At 57.2% G+C, this 20,430-nt stretch carries 17 protein-coding genes; 11 read left to right on the top strand and 6 right to left on the bottom strand.

All coding sequences use genetic code 11. The features are described from left to right. Positions 1–94 precede the first annotated feature (94 nt). The gene (locus A3714_RS02325) at positions 95–736 is read right to left on the bottom strand and encodes a TetR/AcrR family transcriptional regulator (protein ID WP_063510153.1); all 642 of its coding nucleotides are present in this window, start codon (positions 734–736) and stop codon (positions 95–97) included. 132 nt (positions 737–868) lie between these two features. On the opposite strand from A3714_RS02325, the gene A3714_RS02330 reads away from it, so the two are divergent. Both A3714_RS02330 and A3714_RS02335 read left to right on the top strand, forming a co-directional pair. Next, positions 869–2,023, top strand: coding sequence for an efflux RND transporter periplasmic adaptor subunit (locus tag A3714_RS02330; protein ID WP_063510152.1), 1,155 nt, complete (start codon positions 869–871; stop codon positions 2,021–2,023). Positions 2,024–2,034: 11 nt separating this feature from the next. Beyond that, on the top strand, positions 2,035–5,112 hold the full coding sequence (locus tag A3714_RS02335; protein ID WP_063510151.1) for an efflux RND transporter permease subunit: 3,078 nt from the start codon (positions 2,035–2,037) through the stop codon (positions 5,110–5,112). Between the two features lie 333 nt (positions 5,113–5,445). On the opposite strand, the gene A3714_RS02340 is transcribed toward A3714_RS02335, so the two are convergent. Continuing rightward, a complete protein-coding gene (locus A3714_RS02340) occupies positions 5,446–5,919 on the bottom strand; it encodes a hypothetical protein (RefSeq protein WP_063510150.1) in 474 nt (157 codons plus the stop codon). A gap of 77 nt (positions 5,920–5,996) precedes the next feature. Here A3714_RS02340 and A3714_RS02345 point away from each other — a divergent pair, with 77 nt between their 5' ends. Next, entirely contained in the window at positions 5,997–7,010 is a 1,014-nt protein-coding gene (locus A3714_RS02345) for a transporter substrate-binding domain-containing protein (RefSeq protein ID WP_082844828.1), read from the top strand. Positions 7,011–7,035: 25 nt separating this feature from the next. On the opposite strand, the gene A3714_RS02350 is transcribed toward A3714_RS02345, so the two are convergent. The 4 genes from A3714_RS02350 to A3714_RS02365 form a co-directional block, all read right to left on the bottom strand. Then, entirely contained in the window at positions 7,036–7,719 is a 684-nt protein-coding gene (locus A3714_RS02350) for a hypothetical protein (RefSeq protein WP_063510149.1), read from the bottom strand. Continuing rightward, positions 7,709–9,166: an ATP-binding protein gene (locus A3714_RS02355; RefSeq protein ID WP_063510148.1), complete on the bottom strand. Its 1,458-nt coding sequence runs from the start codon at positions 9,164–9,166 to the stop codon at positions 7,709–7,711. Before A3714_RS02355 ends, A3714_RS02350 begins: the two co-directional genes overlap by 11 nt. A gap of 33 nt (positions 9,167–9,199) precedes the next feature. Beyond that, complete coding sequence (locus tag A3714_RS02360) at positions 9,200–9,667, bottom strand: response regulator (RefSeq protein ID WP_231865976.1); 468 nt, start codon at positions 9,665–9,667, stop codon at positions 9,200–9,202. A 266-nt stretch (positions 9,668–9,933) separates the two neighbouring features. After that, positions 9,934–10,356 carry a PaaI family thioesterase gene (locus A3714_RS02365; RefSeq protein WP_063510147.1) on the bottom strand — a complete coding sequence of 141 codons (423 nt, stop codon included), beginning with the start codon at positions 10,354–10,356 and terminating at the stop codon, positions 9,934–9,936. A gap of 137 nt (positions 10,357–10,493) precedes the next feature. On the opposite strand from A3714_RS02365, the gene A3714_RS02370 reads away from it, so the two are divergent. From A3714_RS02370 to A3714_RS02405, 8 genes are all read left to right on the top strand, one after another. Then, on the top strand, positions 10,494–10,787 hold the full coding sequence (locus A3714_RS02370) for a hypothetical protein (protein ID WP_063510146.1): 294 nt from the start codon (positions 10,494–10,496) through the stop codon (positions 10,785–10,787). Positions 10,788–10,854: 67 nt separating this feature from the next. Next, the gene (locus A3714_RS02375) at positions 10,855–12,087 is read left to right on the top strand and encodes a TolC family protein (RefSeq protein ID WP_063510145.1); all 1,233 of its coding nucleotides are present in this window, start codon (positions 10,855–10,857) and stop codon (positions 12,085–12,087) included. A 167-nt stretch (positions 12,088–12,254) separates the two neighbouring features. Beyond that, positions 12,255–13,475, top strand: coding sequence for an efflux RND transporter periplasmic adaptor subunit (locus A3714_RS02380; protein ID WP_063510144.1), 1,221 nt, complete (start codon positions 12,255–12,257; stop codon positions 13,473–13,475). A 181-nt stretch (positions 13,476–13,656) separates the two neighbouring features. Continuing rightward, entirely contained in the window at positions 13,657–16,800 is a 3,144-nt protein-coding gene (locus A3714_RS02385) for an efflux RND transporter permease subunit (protein ID WP_063510170.1), read from the top strand. A gap of 325 nt (positions 16,801–17,125) precedes the next feature. After that, positions 17,126–17,578 (top strand): hypothetical protein, encoded by a 453-nt coding sequence (locus A3714_RS02390; protein ID WP_063510143.1) that lies wholly within the window; start codon positions 17,126–17,128, stop codon positions 17,576–17,578. Positions 17,579–17,666: 88 nt separating this feature from the next. Continuing rightward, positions 17,667–18,143 carry a hypothetical protein gene (locus A3714_RS02395; protein ID WP_063510142.1) on the top strand — a complete coding sequence of 159 codons (477 nt, stop codon included), beginning with the start codon at positions 17,667–17,669 and terminating at the stop codon, positions 18,141–18,143. Between the two features lie 173 nt (positions 18,144–18,316). Next, a complete protein-coding gene (locus A3714_RS02400) occupies positions 18,317–19,435 on the top strand; it encodes an SIR2 family protein (protein WP_063510141.1) in 1,119 nt (372 codons plus the stop codon). Continuing rightward, positions 19,435–20,430: helicase HerA domain-containing protein (locus tag A3714_RS02405; protein ID WP_156493815.1), on the top strand; the 996-nt coding region annotated here is incomplete at its 3' end. The genes A3714_RS02400 and A3714_RS02405, both read left to right, overlap by 1 nt.

The following is a 20,430-nucleotide window of genomic DNA, read 5'->3' on the forward strand; positions in this document are numbered from 1 at the left end:
TTAAAAAATGAGGCCGCTCTCCATCCAGGAGTGCGGCCTCTTTGTTTCCAGTATCGAAGTGTTATTCCGCGAATGATCAACTATCCACGGTTAATTATTCACTGCCTTTTCCATAGGCCCGCAAAAACAACTCCACGACCTGTTCCGCATGGGGTTGCGCTTCGCTGGCCGTCATCGGTGGCTGGTAGCCAATCATGACGCGCATATGCTGGCAGCCCTGCAGCAATGCAAAGAAATTTTCCGATGCCTGTTTGGGATCCGCAACCTCAAGCTGGCCGGCAGCGTTGGCGCTGCGGATCAGATTTTCCATGGCAGTAAGCGTGCGCTGCGGGCCCGCCTCGAAAAACAGCCGTGACATTTCCGGATCCTGCGTAGCCTGGCTGTTCATCAGCCGTTGCAGTTTGAGCGTATCCGGGCTGTGGATCAGCTCAAGGAAGCCCAGGCCGATCTTGGTGAGGGTGGTGCGCAGGGGCTGATTGCCATCCAGCTCGAAGATCGGCACTGGTAGCATGTTCTGGCATTTCGCCTCGATGGCCGCGGAAAATAACGTTTCCTTGTCGCTGAAATGGCTATAAACCGTCAGTTTGGAAACCCCGGCTTCCTTGGCCACCGCATCCATGCTGGTGCCTGCAAACCCTTGGGAGAGAAAGAGTTTCTCTGCCGCATCCAGGATGGCAGCACGTTTGGCCGGATCCTTTGGGCGGCCACGGGCGGCTGGGGTTGAGGTATCAGTCATCGCACTCACATTTCAATACTGGACGGTTTAGTTTAATAAAATTACTATACTCGACAGTATAGCATAAAGGGAAGGCAACCTCGGTGGCTTTCAAGGTAAACACGGGTTAGCAAAGGGTAGAGGGTAGCTGCCATGTTTCGTTCACTGTTGATACCGGGTCTGGTCATCGGAGTCGTTGGGGCTCTCGGCCTGCAGGGCTGTTCCGATACGGAATCCGGCAAAACCGAAGCACCGCGTCCGGCGCTGGTGGTCCAGCCGCTGACCGCCGGAGCCAGCCAGGACGTATTCCCCGGGGAAGTGCGGGCCCGCTACGAACCGGAGCTGGGTTTTCGCATTGCCGGCAAGATCAGCCAGCGCAAGGTGGACGTGGGCGATCGCGTCAGCAAGGGCGATGTGCTGGCCACCCTGGATACCGATGATGTGAACCTGCAGCTGGATGCAGCCCGTGCCCGCTTTGCCTCCGCCCAGGCCGATCACAAGCTGGCCCGCAGCGAGCTGGACCGCCACCAGGCCCTGCTTGAACGTCAAGTCATCAGCCGCTCCCAGTATGACAGTGTGGAAAGCCGCTTCGATGCGGCCGAGGCCCAGCTCCGTCAGGCCCGCGCCAACCTGAATGTGGCCCGCAACCAGACCGACTATGCCACGCTCAAGGCACCCAGGGACGGGGTGATTGCCCAGCGTCTGGCCGAGGCCGGTCAGGTGGTGGCTGCCGGTCAGCCGGTGTTTGTGCTGGCAGTGGATGGCGACCGGGAAGTGCGTATCGATCTGCCGGAACAGGACGTGGGTCGGTTTGTGATCGGTATGCCGGTGGCCATCGAGCTGTGGTCCCGCAAGGGCAAGGTATTCCCCGGCACCCTGCGGGAATTGTCCCCGTCGGCGGATCCGCGCTCGCGCACCTTCGAGGCTCGGGTGGCTTTCGATAACGACGACGTGGGCGCCGACCTGGGCCAGTCCGCCCGGGTGGTGGCCAGCGGGGCCGCCGGCAATGGTGTGCTCACGCTGCCTCTTGCGGCAGTGACTGCGGAGGGGGAGAAGCGCTATGTGTGGGTGGTAAACCCGGAAGATGCCAGCCTGATCAAAACCCCGGTGGAAACCGGTGCCTATGGGTCGGAAACCATTCCGGTGCTGTCTGGGCTGCGCGCGGACGCCTGGGTGGTGGCGGCAGGGACGCATTTGCTGCGAGAGGGGCAGACGGTGATTCCCGTGGATCGCCAGAACCGGCAGATTGACCTGGCGGCAGCAGACACGCCGGCCCCGGCCGATGATGCCGGGACGGAAAGCGAATAGGGAGCGCCACCATGTCATTCAATCTCTCGGAATGGGCGCTGAAAAACCGCCCCCTGGTGCTCTACGCCATGCTCCTGCTCGGTGCCATGGGGGCCATTTCCTACGCCAACCTGGGGCAGAGCGAAGATCCGCCGTTCACCTTCAAGTTGATGACCATCAATACCCAGTGGCCCGGTGCCAGCGCGGAAGAAGTCTCCCGGCAGATTACCGAGCGAATCGAAAAGAAATTGATGGAAACCGGCGACTTCGAGCGGATCACGTCCTACTCCCGTCCCGGTGAATCCCTGGTCATGTTCATGGCCCGGGACGAAATGCGCTCCAAGGAAATCAAGGATCTCTGGTACCAGGTGCGCAAGAAAGTGGGCGATATCCGTCATACCTTGCCCCGGGATGCACAGGGCCCGTTCTTCAACGATGAATTCGGTACCACCTTCGGCAATATCTATGCGCTGACCGGCCCGGGTTTCGACTACGCCATCATGAAAGACTACGCCGACCGCCTGCAGCTGGCCCTGCAGCGCGTGGAAGACGTGGGCAAGGTGGAGCTGGTCGGGCTGCAGGACGAAAAGATCTGGGTGGAAATTTCCAACACCAAGCTGGCGTCCCTGGGCATTCCCCTGGTCACCGTGCAGCAGGCGTTGCAGTCGCAAAATGCGGTGGCCGATGCCGGCTTCTTCGAGACGCCCAGCAGTCGGGTGCGGCTAAGGGTATCCGGGGAATTCACCAGTGTGGACGATATTCGCCAGTTCCCCATCCAGGTGGATAACCGCACCCTCAAGTTGGGTGACATTGCCACCGTTTATCGTGGCTTCAGTGATCCGCCCCAGCCGCGCATGCGCTTTATGGGCGAGAACGCCATCGGCATTGCCGTGTCCATGAAAGACGGTGGAGACATTCTCAAACTGGGTGAAAACCTGGACAAGGCTTTTGCCGAACTGCAGAAGAGCCTGCCGCTGGGCATGGAACTGCGCAAGGTCTCTGATCAGCCGGCAGCGGTGGAAGCCGGGGTCGGCGAGTTCGTACAGGTGCTGATGGAAGCCCTGGTCATCGTGTTGCTGGTGAGTTTTTTCTCACTGGGCTGGCGTACCGGCATGGTGGTGGCGTTGTCCATCCCGCTGGTGCTGGCCATGACCTTCGCGTCCATGAAGTATTTCGATATCGGCCTGCACAAGATTTCCCTGGGGGCACTGGTACTGGCCCTGGGGCTGATGGTGGACGATGCCATCATTGCGGTGGAAATGATGGCCATCAAGATGGAGCAGGGGTTCAGTCGCCTGAAAGCGGCCGGCTTTGCCTGGAAAAGCACGGCGTTTCCCATGCTCACCGGCACCCTGATCACCGCCGCCGGGTTCCTGCCCATTGCCACGGCGGAATCCAGCACCGGTGAATATACCCGCTCGATCTTCCAGGTGGTGACTATTGCCCTGCTGGCTTCCTGGATCGCCGCGGTAGTGTTCGTGCCGTATCTCGGGGAAAAACTGCTGCCCAACCTGGCCAAGCGGGATGCCAGCGGGGATGTGCACGATCCCTATCAGAAACCCTTTTATCAGCGTTTCCGTGGCGTAGTGGAATGGTGCGTGCGTTATCGCAAAACGGTCATTGGTCTGACCGTGGGTATCTTCGTGTTTTCCCTGCTGCTGTTCAGCCTGGTGCCCCAGCAATTCTTCCCGGCGTCCAACCGGCTTGAGTTGATGGTGGACATGAAACTGGAAGAGGGCGCGTCGCTGGCCGCCACCCAGGAGCAGGCCCTGCGTCTGGAAGCCATGCTTGGCGAGAATGAACAGATCGAGAATTACGTGGGCTACATGGGCAGTGGTTCGCCGCGGTTTTACTTGTCGCTGGATCAGAAATTGCCGGCAGCGTCGGTGGCCCAGTTCGTTATCCTGACCCGCAATATCGAGGATCGGGAACAGGTGCTGAGCTGGCTGGAGGAAACCCTGCGACGGGATTTCCCCACCGTACGCAGCCGTGTGTCGCGGTTGGAAAATGGTCCGCCGGTGGGTTACCCGCTGCAGTTCCGGGTCTCCGGGGAGCACATTCCCCAGGTGCGGGAACTGGCCCGGCGGGTAGCGGCCCAGGTCCGCGATAATCCTTACACCCAGAACGTGCACCTGGACTGGGAAGAGCCCAGCAAGGTGGTGCGCCTGAACGTGGACCAGGACCGGGCCCGGACGCTGGGAATTACCACTGCCGATCTGTCTACGGCCCTGCAGGCATCCCTGTCCGGGGTGGCGGTGAGCCAGTACCGGGAAGATAACGAGCTGATCAATGTGGAAGTGCGCGGCGACAGTCACGAACGCCACGCTCTGGGTTTGCTCGGCAACCTGGCAGTACAAACGCAAAATGGCCGCAGTGTGCCCCTGAACCAGATTGCCACCCTGGAGTATGGTTTCGAGGAAGGGATTATCTGGCACCGGGATCGACTGCCCACAGTGACCATCCTGGCGGACGTGAAGGGCGATGCCCTGCCGGCCACCCTGGTCAATCAGATCATGCCGCAGCTGGAAGATGTGCGCGCCGACTTGCCGCCGGGCTACCTGCTGGAAGTGGGGGGCACCGTGGAGGAATCCGCCCGCGGGCAGAAATCCGTCAATGCCGGCATGCCGCTGTTCATCCTGGTGGTGATTACCCTGCTGATGCTGCAGCTGCGCAGCATGCCGCTGTCGCTGATGGTGTTTATCACTGCGCCGTTGGGGCTGATCGGGGTGACCTTCTTCCTGCTGATTTTCCAAAAGCCATTCGGGTTTGTGGCCATGCTTGGCACCATCGCGCTGGCGGGCATGATCATGCGGAATGCGGTGATCCTGGTAGACCAGATCGGCCAGGATATGGATCAGGGACTCAGCACCTGGGATGCCATCATCGAATCCACCGTGCGCCGTTTCCGCCCCATTGTCCTGACTGCGCTCACTGCGGTACTGGCCATGATCCCGCTGTCACGCAGTGTCTTCTTCGGCCCCATGGCAGTGGCGATCATGGGCGGACTGATCGTGGCAACGGCACTGACTCTGCTGTTCCTGCCGGCCCTCTATGCCGCCTGGTTCCGGGTCAAGGAAGAACACGCCCCCGCCGGGCACAACGAACGCTGATGAAATGCCGGTCATCACCGGCTTCCCCTTGGCCCCGGTTCTTCCGGGGCTTTTTTTTGGCGAAAACGCCCACGGTTTTTGAAAAGATAGGGTGCACTGAGCCTAAGGCGAACTGCACCGTTCTGGCGTTTGATGGTGCAGTTCGCCTTAGGCTCAGTGCACCCTACGCAATCAGTCAGGGTTCAAGTTCTTGAGAAAGATCCCTTGTAGGAGCGTCGCTCGCGGCGCGATAACCCGGCGCTGGCGAGTTACGAGAAACGAGTTTCGAAAGTGAAAATCTGCAAGTTGCCAAGTCAGGTTTTCGCTCCTCGCTCCTCGTTTCCCGCAACTGGGCTATCGTGGTGCCACCTCGATAGTCAGCGCCTCGCTCTGCCCCTGATGCGAGGCCCTGACACAGCGCAGGCTGAATGTTCCTTCCCGATCAAACCGCCATGGCAACGTCACCGTGCTGCCCGGTTCACTCAGACGGGTGTTAGGGTAATCCTTGCGCAGATCCGGCATTAATTTATGTATCAGCGCCTGGTCACGCAGGGCCGCGTCATCGCCCAGGGCAAACAGGTGCCAGTCATCACTGCGGTTTGTCAGGCGTAACCGCACACTGTGTTGATGCGGGATATCCAGGCGGCTTGGCGTCCAGGAATTGTAAAAATTCACGGCCACGATGGGGAAATCTGCCGGGTTTCGCAGTGCTGTGCCCGCCGCCATGGGGATCTCGTCTGGCAGAAAGCCATGGGCCCCGCTACCCTGCGATAGAGACAGCGTGCCGGCCAGCAGTAAAACAACAGGGTATTTCAGTCGGTCAGGCATGGCATCGTGAATGAAGTGGAGGGATCTCTGTGAGAATAAGAATACGTGTTTTGTTGATGGCGTGCCTGTGCGCGTGGATGGCGTCGGCCAGTGCCGCTCCCCTCACCGTGGCCGTGAAGGCCTCACCGCCGTTCAGCTTTCAGAATGGGGATCGCTGGGATGGTGTGAGCGTGGAGCTATGGGAGCAGGTTGCTAAAAACGCGGGTTATGAGTATCGCTTCCGCCCCTATAAAACCGTGGCTGACATGCTGACGGCGGTGGAGCTGGGCCAGGCGGACGTGGCCATCGGTGCCATCAGTGTCACCGCCGACCGGGAGCGGCGTCTGGATTTTACCCAGCCCATGTATCGCGCCGGCTTGGGCATTGCCACCCGCACCGAAGCCAGCGGCTGGATGGCGACCTTGCACGGCCTGTTTTCCTGGAAGTTTTTCTCCGCCGTGCTGGCCCTGGGCCTGGTGTTGCTGCTGGTGGGGTTGCTGGTGTGGCTGTTCGAGCGCAAGAAGAACCCGGAGCAGTTTGGCGGCTCCGCCGGCCAGGGGATCGGTAGCGGCTTTTGGTGGTCGGCAGTGACCATGACCACCGTGGGCTATGGTGACAAGGCACCGGTCAGCGCCGGTGGCCGGGTTGTTGGCCTGGTGTGGATGTTTGTCAGCATCATTACCATTTCCGGTTTCACCGCCGCCATTGCCTCCAGCGTTACCGTCAATCAGTTACAGACCCGGGTGGCCGGGGCCGGTGATCTGCCCAGAGTGGAAACCGCCGTGGTGGAGGCCACCAGTGGTGAGCAATGGCTGGTGGGCGAAGGGCTCAACTACCGGACCTATCCGAATCTGGAGAAAGCCATGCGTGCGGTGGTGCTCGGTGAGGTGGATGCCTTGGTATCGGATGCCCCGGTAATGCGCTACATGCTGCGCGAGCGTGAGGCTTCCCAGGTGCTGGTGTTGCCCAAACTGGTCCGGGAAGAAAGCTATGCATTTGCCGTGGCCAATGGCAGCCAGCTCCGTGAGCCTATCGACCAGGCCATGCTCGAAATTCTCCCTTCCGAGGAATGGCGCAAGGTACTGAACCGCTACCTGGGTGCCGACCAGTAGCCTCTGACCACATCCCTCACAGGCCTCAGGCGTCGCTGTCATTGCCAAACAGCGGCGCCAGGCTGGCCAGTTCTTCTTCCAGATTCCAGTGCATTTCCCGTGCGGTGACATTCAGCAGCACCAGCGCATTGATGGGGGCATCGGAGGTGCGCTTGCCGCGCAGACGCCGCGTAAAGCAGCGGTTCAATTCATTGAGCGCCGCATAGCGTGCATTCAGTTCTGCCAATGGGTCCTGGCTGTCCAGGCGATCCGCCATGTGCTGTTGCAGCAGGAAGAGGCTGGCGGAACGCACCAGGGTTTCACTGGCGCTGCTGAGGGGCAGATGGAACCGGGCCATGGGCCGCAGGAAGCGGGTATGCGGGCAGTCACTGAGAGCGCAGATCAAACCGAACAGTGAACTTAACGCCCGCTGCAACGTGGTGGTCTGCCGGTACTGACGCTGCGGGGTGTCCACTTCCACGGTAACGGTCTGAAACGAGTCACCCAGCGCGGATTCCGGCAACAGATAAGCCAGATTGAGGGCGATGGGGCAGTAGCGATGTGTCTCCTTGTCCAGCGGGCAGTGGCTGCACTGATGGTAAGTCAGCGCTGCCCAGGCCGGCGGCGAGAAACGGTCGGGGATGGCGATGGCATCATCGACAAGCTCGATGGGAATGCGTTGTTGAACGCCTTCCGGTGTGGTGAGGGTGTACACATAATCAGGCGGCATGGACGTTGTCAGACTGCTTCAACGGCAGCTTGATGATGAAGGTGGTGCCCGTGCCGGGGGTGCTTTCCACCGTCATGATGCCGCCATGGTGGCGAATGATGTCATGACAGATCGACAGGCCCAGCCCGGTCCCCTTGCCGATGGGCTTGGTGGTGTAGAAAGGTTCGAAGATCTGTTCCAGATGCTCGCCCGGAATCCCGGGTCCGTCATCGGTAACCGTCAGTGTGCACCACGCGTCATCACAGTCCGCGGCAATGGTGATGGTGCCTTTGCCCTCAATGGCCTGTGCCGCGTTGACGAACAAATTCATGAACACCTGGGAAAGCTGACTCTCCGAGCCGGGAATCAGTGGCAGGGATTCCAGATTGGCGTGGCTGACATTGATGCGGTTTTTCAGTTCATGCTTGGCCAGGTTCAGTGACGTGGCGATGCAGGTGGCGATGTTGGTCGGAGAGAAGTGTTCCGGCTGATTGTGAGAGAAATTTTTCAGGTCGCGGATAATTTGTTTGATGCGCTCAATGCCCTCGCTGGTTTCATCAATCAGCGCCGGATGGTCCTCCAGGATAAAGCGCAGTTTTTTTGCCTCGATCTTCAGGCCCGCCTCGGATTGCAGAAATTGCTCAAATTTTTCTGCGCTGATGCGCTTTTGCAATCCGGTGATCACCTTCGACATGGTGTCCAGGTATTCCCGGGAACGGTTCAGATTGGAAGACAGCATGGCAATCGGATTGTTGATCTCGTGGGCGATGCCCGCGGAGATCGTGCCAAGCGACGCCATTTTTTCCGAGTGCAGCAGCATGGTTTCCACATGGCTGAGTTTCTGGTCTTTCTCTTTCACTTCCTGAATCAGTTGATTGTTCTCGGTTTTGATATCGGTAATGTCCGTACCAAAATAAATAAAACCGTCATCCTCATCGGAAATATAGGAAAGCGGAAACAGGAACATGTTCATCCAGTAAAGGCTGCCATCTTCCCGCTGGTTGCAGACTTCCCCATTCCAGACCCCGGACGCCGCATGCTTGCATTGCATCATGGGCAGGTCGCTGTCCTGGCTGTCCGGGTGATGGATGCTTTCGTGTTGACCGATCAACTGGGAAAAGGCGTGACCGCTGAGAGACAGAAATTTTCCGTTGGCAAAGGTAATGGTGCCCCGGTTATCCGTGGTCAGCACACAGTACTCATCGATGATCCGCGCCAGGGGGCCGAGCAGGGTCTTGTTGAGTTTGTACTCATCCGCATTCACTTCGATCAAATGCAGCTTGCGTCCGAAGCGGTTATCCGTCAGGGACGCAAACTCCGACAACTTGGCTTCCACATTGATGGACGTCCGGTAGGTCTTGTAGAGAAAGAAGATGATGATCAGAAGAATAACGGTGGAAGACACCAGGAAAAGGCCCTGTGCTTCCATGCCGAAGCCGATATCGGCTTTGCCAAGAATGCTTTCCATGAAACGTGTCGTCCTGTATTCGGCTAGCGGCGGTTAGCCCTCGTAGCCAAGACTGCGCAGGGTCTGGCGTTGTTCGCGAACGGTCTCCGCCAGGATGCGGTTTTCCAGCAGGATATCGCGGAACTTGAGGCCTTCGCGAATATTGTCCAGCAGTTGTTCGTCATCCCAGGGCTTGGGAATAAAGCGGAATGCGCCGGCCTTGTTGATGGCAGACATGACCGTTTCGATATCGATGACCCCGGTGAGCAGAATGCGGATGGTATCGGGCTGCAGGTCACGGAGTTCCTGCAGCAACTCCAGGCCATTCAGCTCGGGCATCATGTAATCGGTAATCACCGCATCGAAAACCGTGGTGCGGGCCCGGCGCAGGGCTTCCCGGGGATCCTGGTAGGTTTCCACGTCCCAGTCGGTGTACATGTTGATGGTCCGTTTGAGGGCCTTGAGGATGTAATCCTCATCATCAACGAGCATGACCTGATACATATTCTTATCCTCATTCATGCAGCTCCGGGCGTGGCAAAACCGGGTGAAATAGCAGGAATCGCCCGCCGGACCGTCACCTTTGACGATACCCGCGGGTCTCTGCGCTGACAATTGATGGCAGGTTGAGGAAGGTTCCGGTCATGCTGCCTGTTCTGCCGTTTGTCCGGCATGGACAAAACAGCGGCAAACCAGGGGGAAAAACGCCCCGGTAACCGGGGCATTGCAAGGCGTTATGCAGGGAGACTTCCCCATATGCAAAAGCGGGAAGGTTCGCGAATGGCGCGCTAACGGACGGTGGTAATCGCCTTGGTCACCGAACCGGTGGCAATCAGTCGCTCTTCGCCGTTGGCATTGACCGCCAGGGCTTCCGCCCGCATGGCCGCCAGGGTGCGGCCGAGACGATCCAGCCGGGCGCGAATCACCACGGTTTCCCCTTTCATGGCCGCACGCAGCACACTGCTGTGGGTTTCCACCGTCACCGGTTGCTGGTCGGCGGATAACGACGGCACCACGGCAAAGAAGCAGGCCACGTCCATCAGTGCATAGACGATGCCGCCGTGCAGGGCTCCCATGGGATTGGTGGTGAACTCGTTGACCGTAAAACGGACCTCACTGCGACCTTCGCCGGCGCTGAGCAGTTCCAGTTCGCAGGCGCGGTGCAGGGGGTGGGCAAGAACGGAATCACGGACTTCTTCCAGGCGGCTCATGATATCTCTCGTCAGAAAGGGGGCCGTTACTGTGCCGTCTACCGCCGCGTCTGTGAATGACCGGATGAAACTAAATGCCTTGACCGGGGTCTTCTCTCTTTGCAGAGTAGACCCTCCCCTAACCCACGGCAGGCACCATGAAAGCACTGGTCTGGACATTGCTGCTGATCATCTGCACACACGTGCTGGTGCTTGATGCCATGCATCATGAGCACGATGCCGACGTGGCCGTGGAACAGCTCGATGATGCGCCCGTCCAGCTGGACGTGCTGGATGCCGGCGGGGACCACTGCTGCCAGTGCCATGGCTTCATGGCCAGTATGGAATGCGCCCCCGCCCGTTTGCCTGCGCCGCCGGCAACCGTCCTGGCGTTGCGACCCCCCTTGCCGGACGCGCCGGCGGATAATCCGTTTCGCCCTCCCATCGCCTGATCGCCTTTCCGAGCCCGAGTTGCGCCTGAGCGCGACAGATTCCGGATAATCGATCAGGAGCTTTCCCATGGAAAGTCTATCCCCCGTAGTGCGCGGTTGCGCACTGCTATTGCTGCTATGCGCCACCCGGCTGCAGGCAGACACCCCCGCCGGCCAGTGGGCCGGTTGGCTGCAACAACACATCAGCAGCCTGCCAGCCAGCCGTGCCATCAACGCCGAACAGGAACGCTGGCTGGCGGAAAACCGTGATGCGGCGCAGCCGCTCTACAACCCTGCACTGAACATCGGCTATGAAGACAGCGCGGAAACCACCCGAACCCTGGGGCTCAGCCAGACCCTGGACTGGTCCGGCAAGGCGCGGGCCCGCCGCGATGCGGTGGCGGTGCGCGACACCCTGGCACAACTTCGCGCCGACAAGGCCCGCGCCAGCTTGCTGGCGGACAGCCTCAATGCGCTGGTGGCCTTCGATGCCGCCCGTGCCCGGCTGGCTGCCACTCGCGCCCAGGAGCAGCAGCTGTCCGCACTCAGTGAGTTGATCCGGCGCCGTGAACAGGCCGGAGATCTGGGACAGGTGGATGCGCAACTGGCCTGGCTGTCCCTGGCCCAGGCCCAGCAGACCCTGGCGGAAGCGGAAAGCGATGCCACGGCGGCGGCGACCCGGTTGCGGCAGGTGTTAGCCAGTGCCCAGCCGGGCCGGCCCCTGCCCGCGGCTCGCCATTGGCAAGCGGTGGCAGTCAGTACCGATACCTCGCAACGGCTGCCGGCCAGCTTTGATCTGCGTCTGGCCCAGCAGCAGCTGGCCCTGGCCGAGCAGGGCGCCACCCTGGCGAGCCGTCAGCGCCGGGCCGATCCCACGCTGGGTTTCAGTGTCGGCCAGGAAGGCGACGACAACCTGTGGGGCGTGGATATCAGCCTGCCGCTGAAAATCTTCAATACCGGTAACGATCGCTATCAGGCTGCCCTGGCCGACAGCGAGTCCCGCCGCGCCTTGCTGGAGAAAACCCGCGCCGATATCACCGCCCAGCTCGACGGCGCCCTGCACGATTACCAGCAGCGCCGTGAGCGCTGGCAAACCTGGCAGCAACTGACCGGCGACACCCTGGCCCGCAGCGATGCGCTGCTGGAACGGGTCTGGCAACAGGGCGAGCTCACCACCCAGAGCTACCTGCAGGCTCTCAACCAGCGCCTGGATACCCGCCTGTCCGGTATCGCCCTGCGCGAAGCCATGCAACAGGCCTGGATCGAATGGCTCCAGCAAAGCGCCCAGCTCAATGACTGGTTGAATAGCCTCGCTAACTAACAAGGTCTCTGTAGGAACCGAGCGTAGCGAAGGTAACAGCCGCAGGCTGGCCCGAAGGGTGAGCTGAGCGAATAACACCTCTTGAGGTGCGAACGGTTTAGGCACGGAACCTGTGCAACGGCTTCGCACCTCGAGAGGTGCTCCTACAAAAAATTTGGAAATTTTTTATGAAAACCAAAACACGTTTCAAGCAATCCCCGCTGGCCCTTGCCCTGCTGGTAACCCTGGCCAGCGCCGCCTGGGCCGAAGAAAACCACGCCCATACCCACAACGAAAGCAACGAAACACAGCAGCATGGCCGGCAGCCGGCACCGGACGGCAATGGCGATCATGATAGCCATGGTCACGGCGACGCGGCCGAAGACGCCCATGAGGACGAAGCGGGTCTGGAGCTAACCGCCGACCAGCAGGCCATGCTCAACCTGCAAGTCATCACCCTGCAACCACAAACCAACGCCACCCAAACTCTCACCGTGCCGGCGGAAATTACCAGCAACCAGTACCGCACCTGGGTGGTGCCGGTGCGCATCGATTCCCAGGTGCAATCGCGCAGCGCCACCCTGGGCCAGCACCTGAAAAAGGGCGAGCCCATTGCCACTCTGTTCAGCCCGGCCATGGCGCAATTGCAAAGCGATTTGCAGGTGGCCGCCGATGCCTGGCGGCGGGTGAACAACCTGGGCCGTCGCACCGTGGGTAATCAGCGCTATCTGGATGCCCAGGGTCAGTACCAGTCCCTGCGCGCCCGCGCCAAAGGCTACGGTCTGGATGATGATGCCATTGCCGCCATCGAAGCCGGCAAGAGTGAAAAGGGTGTCTACACCCTAACCGCCCCGGACGATGGCCTGGTGCTGGAAGATGCCTTCCAGCAAGGCCAATGGCTCACCGCCGGCAGTTCACTGGTTACGTTAGTGGATGAATCCGAACTGTGGGCGGAAGCGGCCCTGCCACCCAGCCCCGGCCTGCAAATCGCCACTGGCACCCCGGCAACGGTCATCATTGGCGACACCGAAGTGGCCGGCAAAGTGATCCAGTCCGGCCACCGGCTCAATCCCGTCACCCGCACCCTGGCCGTGCGCGTGGCCATTCCCAATGCGGGCCATCTGTTGCACCCGGGCATGTTCGCCGATGTGGCGTTGTCACTGTCTGCCCCGGAGAACGCACTCACCGTTCCCGAAGAAGCCCTCACTCGCGGCCCGGATGGCGACTGGCAATTGTTTGTGGAAGCAGAGCCCGGCCACTACAAACCCGTGGAAATCCAACTCAACGGCCAACTGGAAAACCGCCGCATCGTTACCGGCATCAAGCCGGGCACTCGCGTAGTCACGAGGGGCGCCTTTTTCCTGGCCAGCGAAATGGCCAAGTCCGGTTTCGACGTTCACAACCATTAATTTAATGCACCGGTGTTCTTACTTTGCACGGCTTTTCTATACGGTCCCCTCTCCCTTGAGGGGAGAGGGACAGGGAGAGGGTGAGAGGCTCCAAACGCAGATCAATGATCCCGCGTTGTTCCCCAGTCTTCACACCCAGAAGCGCCGCAGCAAAAAACACCGGCAGGTCCAGGAGACCACCATGTTCAACAAACTAATCGACTGGGCGGTAACCAACCGCCTCATTGTCTTGCTACTACTACTGATCACCCTCGGTGTGATCGGCTGGCAATTGCCCAACTTGAAACTGGATGCCTTCCCGGACGTGACCAACGTCCAGGTACAGGTGAACACCGAAGCGGAAGGTCTGGCCGCCGAAGAGGTGGAGCAGCTGATCACCTACCCCATCGAGGCGGTGATGTACGCGCTGCCCCAGGTGGCCGAGGTGCGTTCCATCTCCAAGACCGGCCTGTCCATCGTCACCGTGGTGTTCGAGGAAGGCACCGATATCTACTTCGCCCGCCAACTGGTGTTCGAACGGCTGCAGGCGGCGCGGGAAGATATTCCCGAGGGCGTCGGCACCCCGGAAATGGGCCCCAACACCTCCGGGCTCGGTCAGGTCTATCAATACCTGCTCACCGCCCAACCCGGTTCCGGGGTGGATGCCATGCAACTGCGCAGTCTTAACGACTGGGTGGTGAAGCTGTTGTTGATGCCGGTGGGCGGCGTCACCGATGTGCTCAGCTACGGCGGCGACGTGCGCCAGTATCAGGTGAACGTGAACCCCACCCGCCTGCTGGCCTACGACCTGACCCTGCAACAGGTCATGGACGCCATCGCCGCCAACAACCGCAACGCCGGCGGCTGGTATCTTGATCGCGGCGCCGAGCAACTGGTCATTCGCGGCATGGGCTGGGTAGGTAGCGGCGAGCAGGGGCTGGCCGACATTGCCGCCATCCCCCTCAAGGAAGTGGACGGCACCCAGGTGCGCGTCAGCGATGTGGCCAGGGTGGAATTCGGCGGCGAGATCCGACAGGGCGCGCTCACCATGACCCGCCGCGATGCCAACGGCGAACCGGAACCGTTGGGCGAAGTGGTGGCGGGCATCGTGCTCAAGCGCATGGGCGCCAACACCAAAGCCACCATCGATGGCATCAAGGATCGCGAAGCGCGCATCCGTCAGGCCCTGCCCGAGGGGGTGGAATTCCAGGTGTTCTACGACCAGGCCGACCTGGTGGAAAAAGCCGTGGGGACTGTGGTCACCGCCTTGCTGCTGGCCTTTGTGTTTATCGTCATCGTGCTGGCGCTGTTCCTCATGAACCTCCGCGCCACGGCGCTGGTGCTGTTGTCCATTCCCCTGTCCATTGGCCTGGCGCTACTGGTCATGGCCAGCCTGGACATGTCCGCCAACCTCATGTCCCTGGGCGGGCTGGCCGTGGCCATCGGCATGCTGGTGGATGGCTCCGTGGTGATGGTGGAAAACATCTTCAAGCACCTGAGCCGGGTGGAAGGCAGCCATGATCAACCGGGCGGCATCGCCCTGCGCGTGAAAGACGCCGCCCAGGAAGTGGCCCGCCCGGTGTTCTTCGCCGCCAGCATTATTCTGGTGGTGTTCATGCCCCTGTTCGCCTTCGAAGGGGTGGAAGCGAAAATGTTCGTGCCCATGGCCATCAGCATCATGCTCGCCATGGCCGCCGCCGTACTGGTGGCGTTGATCGTGGTGCCGGCCCTGGCGGGCTTCCTGTTCCGCCACGGCGTGGAAGACAAACCCAACCGGCTGATGCTGTGGCTGGAAGCCCGCTACCGGGCCGTGCTGGCCAGAGCCATGCAGGCGCGCAAGGCGGTCATCGGCGGCGCGGTAGGGCTGTTCGCCCTGGCGCTGACCACCACCCCCTTTATCGGCACCGAGTTCGTGCCGGTACTGGAAGAAGGCACCCTGGCCCTGCGCGTGACCCTGGCGCCGTCCTCCAGCCTCGATACCGCGTTAGCCGTGGGCGAAAAACTGGAACAGGAAATCATGACCTTCCCGGAAGTCACCTATGCGCTCAGCCGGGTAGGCCGCGCGGAAATCGGTGGCGACCCGGAGCCGGTGAGCAACGTGGAAATCTACATCGGCCTCAAGCCAGTGAGTGAATGGGAAAGCGCCAGCAATCGTCTCGAGCTGCAGGAAAAAATTCAGCAAAAACTCGCAGTGCATCCGGGCCTGTTGCTCAACTTTTCCCAGCCCATCGCCATGCGCGTGGACGAACTGCTCTCCGGCGTCAAAGCCCAGCTGGCCATCAAACTGTTCGGCCCGGATCTCGCCGTATTGCAGGAAAAAGGCGAGGCCATTACCCAGGCCGTGAAAGCCGTGGACGGAGCCACCGACGTGCAACTGGAACAGATCGCCGGGGAAGCCCAACTGGTGGTCACCCCGGATCGCAACGCCCTCAGCCGCTATGGGCTCAGCGTTAATCAGGTCATGGATCTGGTCAGCAATGGCCTCGGTGGCGGCAGCGCCGGGCAGGTGATCAACGGCAACGAACGCTACGACATCTATGTGCGGCTGGAACAAAACGCCCGCAACAACGCCGAGGCCATCCGCAACCTGCGCCTGAAAGCCGCCGACGGTGCCTGGGTGCGGCTCATGGAGGTGGCAGACGTGTCCCTGGTGTCCGGCCCGCCGCAAATCAGCCGCGACGATGTGCAACGCCGCGTGGTCATCCAGGCCAACGTGGCCGGTCGCGACATGGGTTCGGTAGTGGCCGACATTCAACGCGCCATCGACAGCGACGTGGACCTGCCCGCCGGCTACAGCGTGGACATCGGCGGTCAGTACGAAAACCAGCAGCGCGCCCAGCAACGCCTGGCCATGGTGGTCCCCGTGGCCGTGGGTCTGATCGCCCTGTTGCTCTACTTCGCCTTCGGCTCCGTGGCCCAGGCCGCCCTGATCCTGGTCAACGTGCCTTTGGCACTCATCGGCGGCATCCTCGCCCTGGCGATCAGCGGCCAATACCTGTCCGTGCCCAGTTCCGTGGGCTTTATTACTCTGTTCGGGGTAGCGGTACTCAATGGAGTAGTGATGGTGGAAGCCATTAATCATCGCCTGCGCGATGGCGAAACGCTGGACACGGCGATCTTCGAAGGGGCCGTCTCGCGCCTGCGACCGGTACTGATGACCGCGCTAACTTCCATGCTGGGGTTGATTCCCATGCTGTTGGCGACGGGTGTGGGCAGCGAGGTGCAGCGGCCATTGGCGGTAGTGATTGTGGGTGGGCTGGTGTCGGCCACGGCCTTGACGTTGTTGGTGTTGCCTAGTCTTTATGGGGTGTTTTCGAGGAGGAAGGCGACGGAATTGCAGCGATAAACCGTTACCCCCGGCCTTTCTGGCCGGGGGTAACGGCCCGTTTTTCACCCGCGCGCACGTTGCATTTGTAGGATATGGCTTACATAAATTTGTAAGTGACTGAGATAAAGTGGGTTTTCAGAAAAGCGGATGCAAGAAAAGTCAGAGTAAAAATTCCCGTTCAACATGCAAGTGCAAGAAAAGTCTGTTGAGAGTGATTTCTTCTTGTAGGGCAAGTCACTGATTGATAGACGGTTTTTTGGGGTTTTTGGACTAGGGTAGATCGGGGATGTACAGCAAAGTGATATATCGCATCTGTAATTGAATGCGCTGTTAGGGCAGAAATATGGATTGGATCACTACCCTGAAAGAGATATCTCCATTTCTGGCGATAGTTGTGTCAATGGTTGCACTTATTGCTGGACCATACTTCCAGTCTAAGGTTGCTAGGCAGCAGTCTCTTTCCATGATGAGAGAGAAGTGGATCTATATGTTTCGGGATACGCTTGTTGAACTAACAACGAAGCTAGACGTGCTTCATGAGTTCACAAATGAGCACGGATTCTCTGGAACTCCAGAGTATGAGAGGCACTTGTCTGAACTCAGTGCTTTGCAAAACAGAATAAATTTCATGGTTAATTCTGGGGAAGACATCTACAAGGATCTCCTCAAGAATATCAATGATGCTGTTGTGTTGGTTTTGCATGGAATCGAAGATTACCAGGAATTTCATAATGCAAATGACAAAATTAAGGAACTTGGCCAGAGGGCTGTACGGCATGAATGGAAGAAGGTATAGCCCTAACAAGGCGCAGCACCATCGGCCACTTTGTGGCCTTGACCTCGCTACGCTCGGCCGGTGTGCGCGGCGTTAAAAGTCACTGACTATGGAAGACTTAACTAAATTAGATCCTGTTGAGCTACTGAGAAAATACTCGGCAATTATTGATGAACTTAAAGATCGAGGAATCGTTAGAACTAACAATGCGCCACTCGGAGATTTTGCTGAGTGGATGATAGCCAAGAAAATGAACTTGCATCTTGCGGCAAATTCGAGAGCAGGATATGACGCAATTTCGGATCAAGGTGTACGGTTTCAGATAAAATCCCGTAGGGTTACCCCCGAAAATAATTCGCGTCAGCTAAGTGCCATACGGAAATACGATGAATCTGATTTTGACTATCTTATCGCGGTGATCTTTGATCAAGACTACAGCATCATTGAGGCGTACCTTATCCCGCACGAAATAATTGGTAAATATGGCAGATTTCAGTCTCACACAAATGCGCTAAATTTGATTATGGCTGGTGCTATTCTCAAAGACCCGTCCGTTATGACTATGGGGGAGCTCCTTGACTTTTGACAAGGTAAGGCAGGGCGACGTGAAAACCGCCGCTTCGCTTTGGTTTTCACGCGCCTGCTTACGGTGTTATACGGTGGGGCCAGTAAGTTCACTTTCGACCCAAAGCGGATCTAAATTAAGTAAATTTTCCCCGGAATTTGCACAGTCTAAAAATAACCCTCCAAGGAAGAAAAATGACTGAACGAATAAAATTAGAGGAAATTTACGACAAGAATATTAACTTTCTCATCGGTTCTGGAGCGAGCGTGGGATTGCTCCCCACCCTCGCTTTGCGAGTTAAAGACGAAGGTGGAGATGCTTTCACTATTGAAACGCTATCAACTCGATTAAAGGATGAAAAAGAGCGAGAAGTAGACGCTCTCCTCTTTATGCATTACTACAAAATGTGTATAGAGCCGGCCATGGAAATTGATTTCGATAACCTTGGCCCTGCGCAACAGACAGTATTAGATAACTATATTTCTTTCTTAAGAACGGTTCTGTACTGTATGGGCCGAAGCCAATCATCTACTAAGAATAGTAATGTCTTTACCACGAACTATGACGGCTGCATTGTTCATGCTGCTGATCGATTAATCTATCAAGATAAGATCAACTTTGTTCTCAATGATGGAGCGATAGGATTTAAAAAGCGCTATTTGCATGCACGGAACTTCAATTCATTTACTTACGAAACGGGAATATTTAACCAGCACAAAACAGAAATTCCTCAGATAAATCTAATTAATTTGCATGGCTCCGTTTATTGGAGAAAACAGGCTGATCGTATCCAGATTGACTATTTAGTCTCCGCAGAAGACATGAAAATAAACATTATAAAGAATTCTCCTGTTGATGCCCTCTCCGAAATTATCGATGATGATTCGAAGGTCTACTTAGATGTGGTGGGCTTGCAGGCAGATATTGCTGAGATTGAGCCCTTTTGGGATGCTTATGATAAATTACCCATTGTAAATCCAACAAAATGGAAGTTTCACGAGACTGTATTTGAAGAGCATTACTATCAGATGCTGCGTCTATTAAGTTATGAGCTTGAAAAGCAAAATACAGTATTAATTACATTTGGGTTCTCATTTTCTGATGAGCATATATTGCATTTAGTTCAACGATCCCTGTCGAATCCCACACTTCAACTTTTTGTTTGCTGCTTTAATGAGTCAGAAAAGAATGTAATGGAGGCTCGTTTCAGCGAATACTCGAATGTGGTTTGTATTGCTTTTGATGAAGATTTGGATTTTACCAAGTTCAATTCCGAAGTATTTACATCAGCAGGAACGTCAGGAGCTATCTAATGACGATTCAGGTTGGTGAAGTAATCGAGGTCAATGGTGTAAAGGTAGTATTAAGAATATTTGATGAGTCAAGTAAGGATACGCTTTTTTATAACGGCGATAAGTACAAAGGAATATCGATCCGTGAATATGTAATTATTCGACGGGGTTTCAGGGATATTGTGTGCCGCGTTGAAGGAGAATACCTCGACGAAAAGCGTTTCGAGACGGATAACCAAAAAGTCTTGTATATAAGAAAGGTAGATGTTCGACCAATAGGATATTTTCAGGAAGAAAAGTTCTATGAGGGTGTCAAATATCTACCTATGATCAAGGATCCAGCATACCTTTCTTCTGAGTCAATGATTGAAACTATTTTCGGGCCAGGCCAGGAAGACGGATTCGTTATTGGTGAAATGCTTAAGGAAGGGCTTCCAATTTCTTTGCCATGGAAAAGGCTATTCAATACGCATATAGGAATTTTTGGGAATACAGGAAGTGGTAAGTCAAATACACTGGCTAAGCTATATACAACGTTATTCGCAAACAAAAAAGCGCTTATTAGAGGGAAAAGTACATTTGCAGTAATAGACTTTAATGGCGAATATACAGGGAATCAGTTAGTTAATCAGGAAGATAAAACAACATTCAACTTAGATACGAGAAATGATGATGGCGTTAGATTTCCCCTGGCAGAAGGGGAGTTTTGGAATAAAGAAACGCTAGCAATTCTTTTTAAGGCAACGGCAAATACGCAGACCCCCTTTATAAACAGGATTGTGAGTGGCCGGGAAAGGTTTGGTGGGGATATTCAAAATTTAGAAAATTATATAAAAGCTACCTTTTACCGATCATTTACGACTACTAATCCCAAGCAGGAGTCGGCTGAACTTTTGAAAGCGGTCGTTGATATTATCGATAATCAAGCTTTGAGAGATATTCTTAATCGATTAGTGTGGAGAGGGGATCAAAGTAAGTTTTCCTATCCCGGGCCTGCGGGTACAGTCTATTTTGAT

Source organism: Alcanivorax sp. HI0007 (genome assembly GCF_001635525.1).
Lineage (GTDB): Bacteria > Pseudomonadota > Gammaproteobacteria > Pseudomonadales > Alcanivoracaceae > Alcanivorax.